General features: G+C 62.3%; 2 protein-coding genes. One reads left to right on the top strand and one right to left on the bottom strand.

Annotated elements, in window-relative coordinates; genetic code table 11:
* Window positions 1-27 precede the first annotated feature (27 nt).
* On the top strand, window positions 28-285 hold the full coding sequence (locus tag AC1DYX_RS31705; RefSeq protein WP_477266251.1) for an acyl-CoA-binding protein: 258 nt from the start codon (window positions 28-30) through the stop codon (window positions 283-285).
* A gap of 6 nt (window positions 286-291) precedes the next feature.
* On the opposite strand, the gene AC1DYX_RS31700 is transcribed toward AC1DYX_RS31705, so the two are convergent.
* Window positions 292-570 carry a polyhydroxyalkanoic acid system family protein gene (locus AC1DYX_RS31700; protein ID WP_477266249.1) on the bottom strand — a complete coding sequence of 93 codons (279 nt, stop codon included), beginning with the start codon at window positions 568-570 and terminating at the stop codon, window positions 292-294.
* Window positions 571-700: the final 130 nt, after the last annotated feature.

The following is a 700-nucleotide window of genomic DNA, read 5'->3' as shown; positions in this document are numbered from 1 at the left end:
AACCCGCACATCGTCAAAGGAGTTACCATGAGTTTGCAAGAACAGTTCGCCCAGGCCCAGCTCGATTCGAAGAACCTGCCCGAGCGCCCGGACAACATGACCCTGCTGAAGATCTATGCGCTGTTCAAGCAGGGGTCGAGCGGCGACGCCACCGGCGAGCGCCCCGGCTTCACCGACATGGTCGGCCGCGCCAAGTACGACGCGTGGGCCGCGCTGAAGGGCACGTCGCCGGACGACGCGATGCAGCAGTACGTCGACCTGATCGAAGACCTGAAGAACGCGTAATCGGGCTCAGACTGCAAACGTCTTGCGCATGCTCTCCGCCACCTTCGTCTCGATGGTGGACGCGAAAGCACTCATCAGGAAGCCCAGCTTGATGCGCAACGCGGCCTGGCGCTCGCCCAGCGTGAGCGCCCCCTCCACGCCGCTGCGCGCGAAACGCAGCACATCGCCCTCCCAGCTGCATTGCAATCCATACTCGCGGGCGAGCTTGTCCGCCACTTTCTGGGCGGCGGCGCGCGCGTCGGTCTGGCTCAGGCTGTGCGGTTGGGTGATGCTGATGTCCGGCATTCTGCTTTCCTTACTGATTCAAAATCAAAAACGAACAGCCCGCCATGATGCCAGTTGGCGGGCCCAAAGGCCAGCGCTTGCCTAGAGAATAATCAATTGATGAGAGTCAATGCCCGCCGTGGGCAAGCGG

Source organism: Massilia sp. P2_C2, from assembly GCF_056404615.1.
This window is presented reverse-complemented; position numbering and strand designations above follow the sequence as displayed.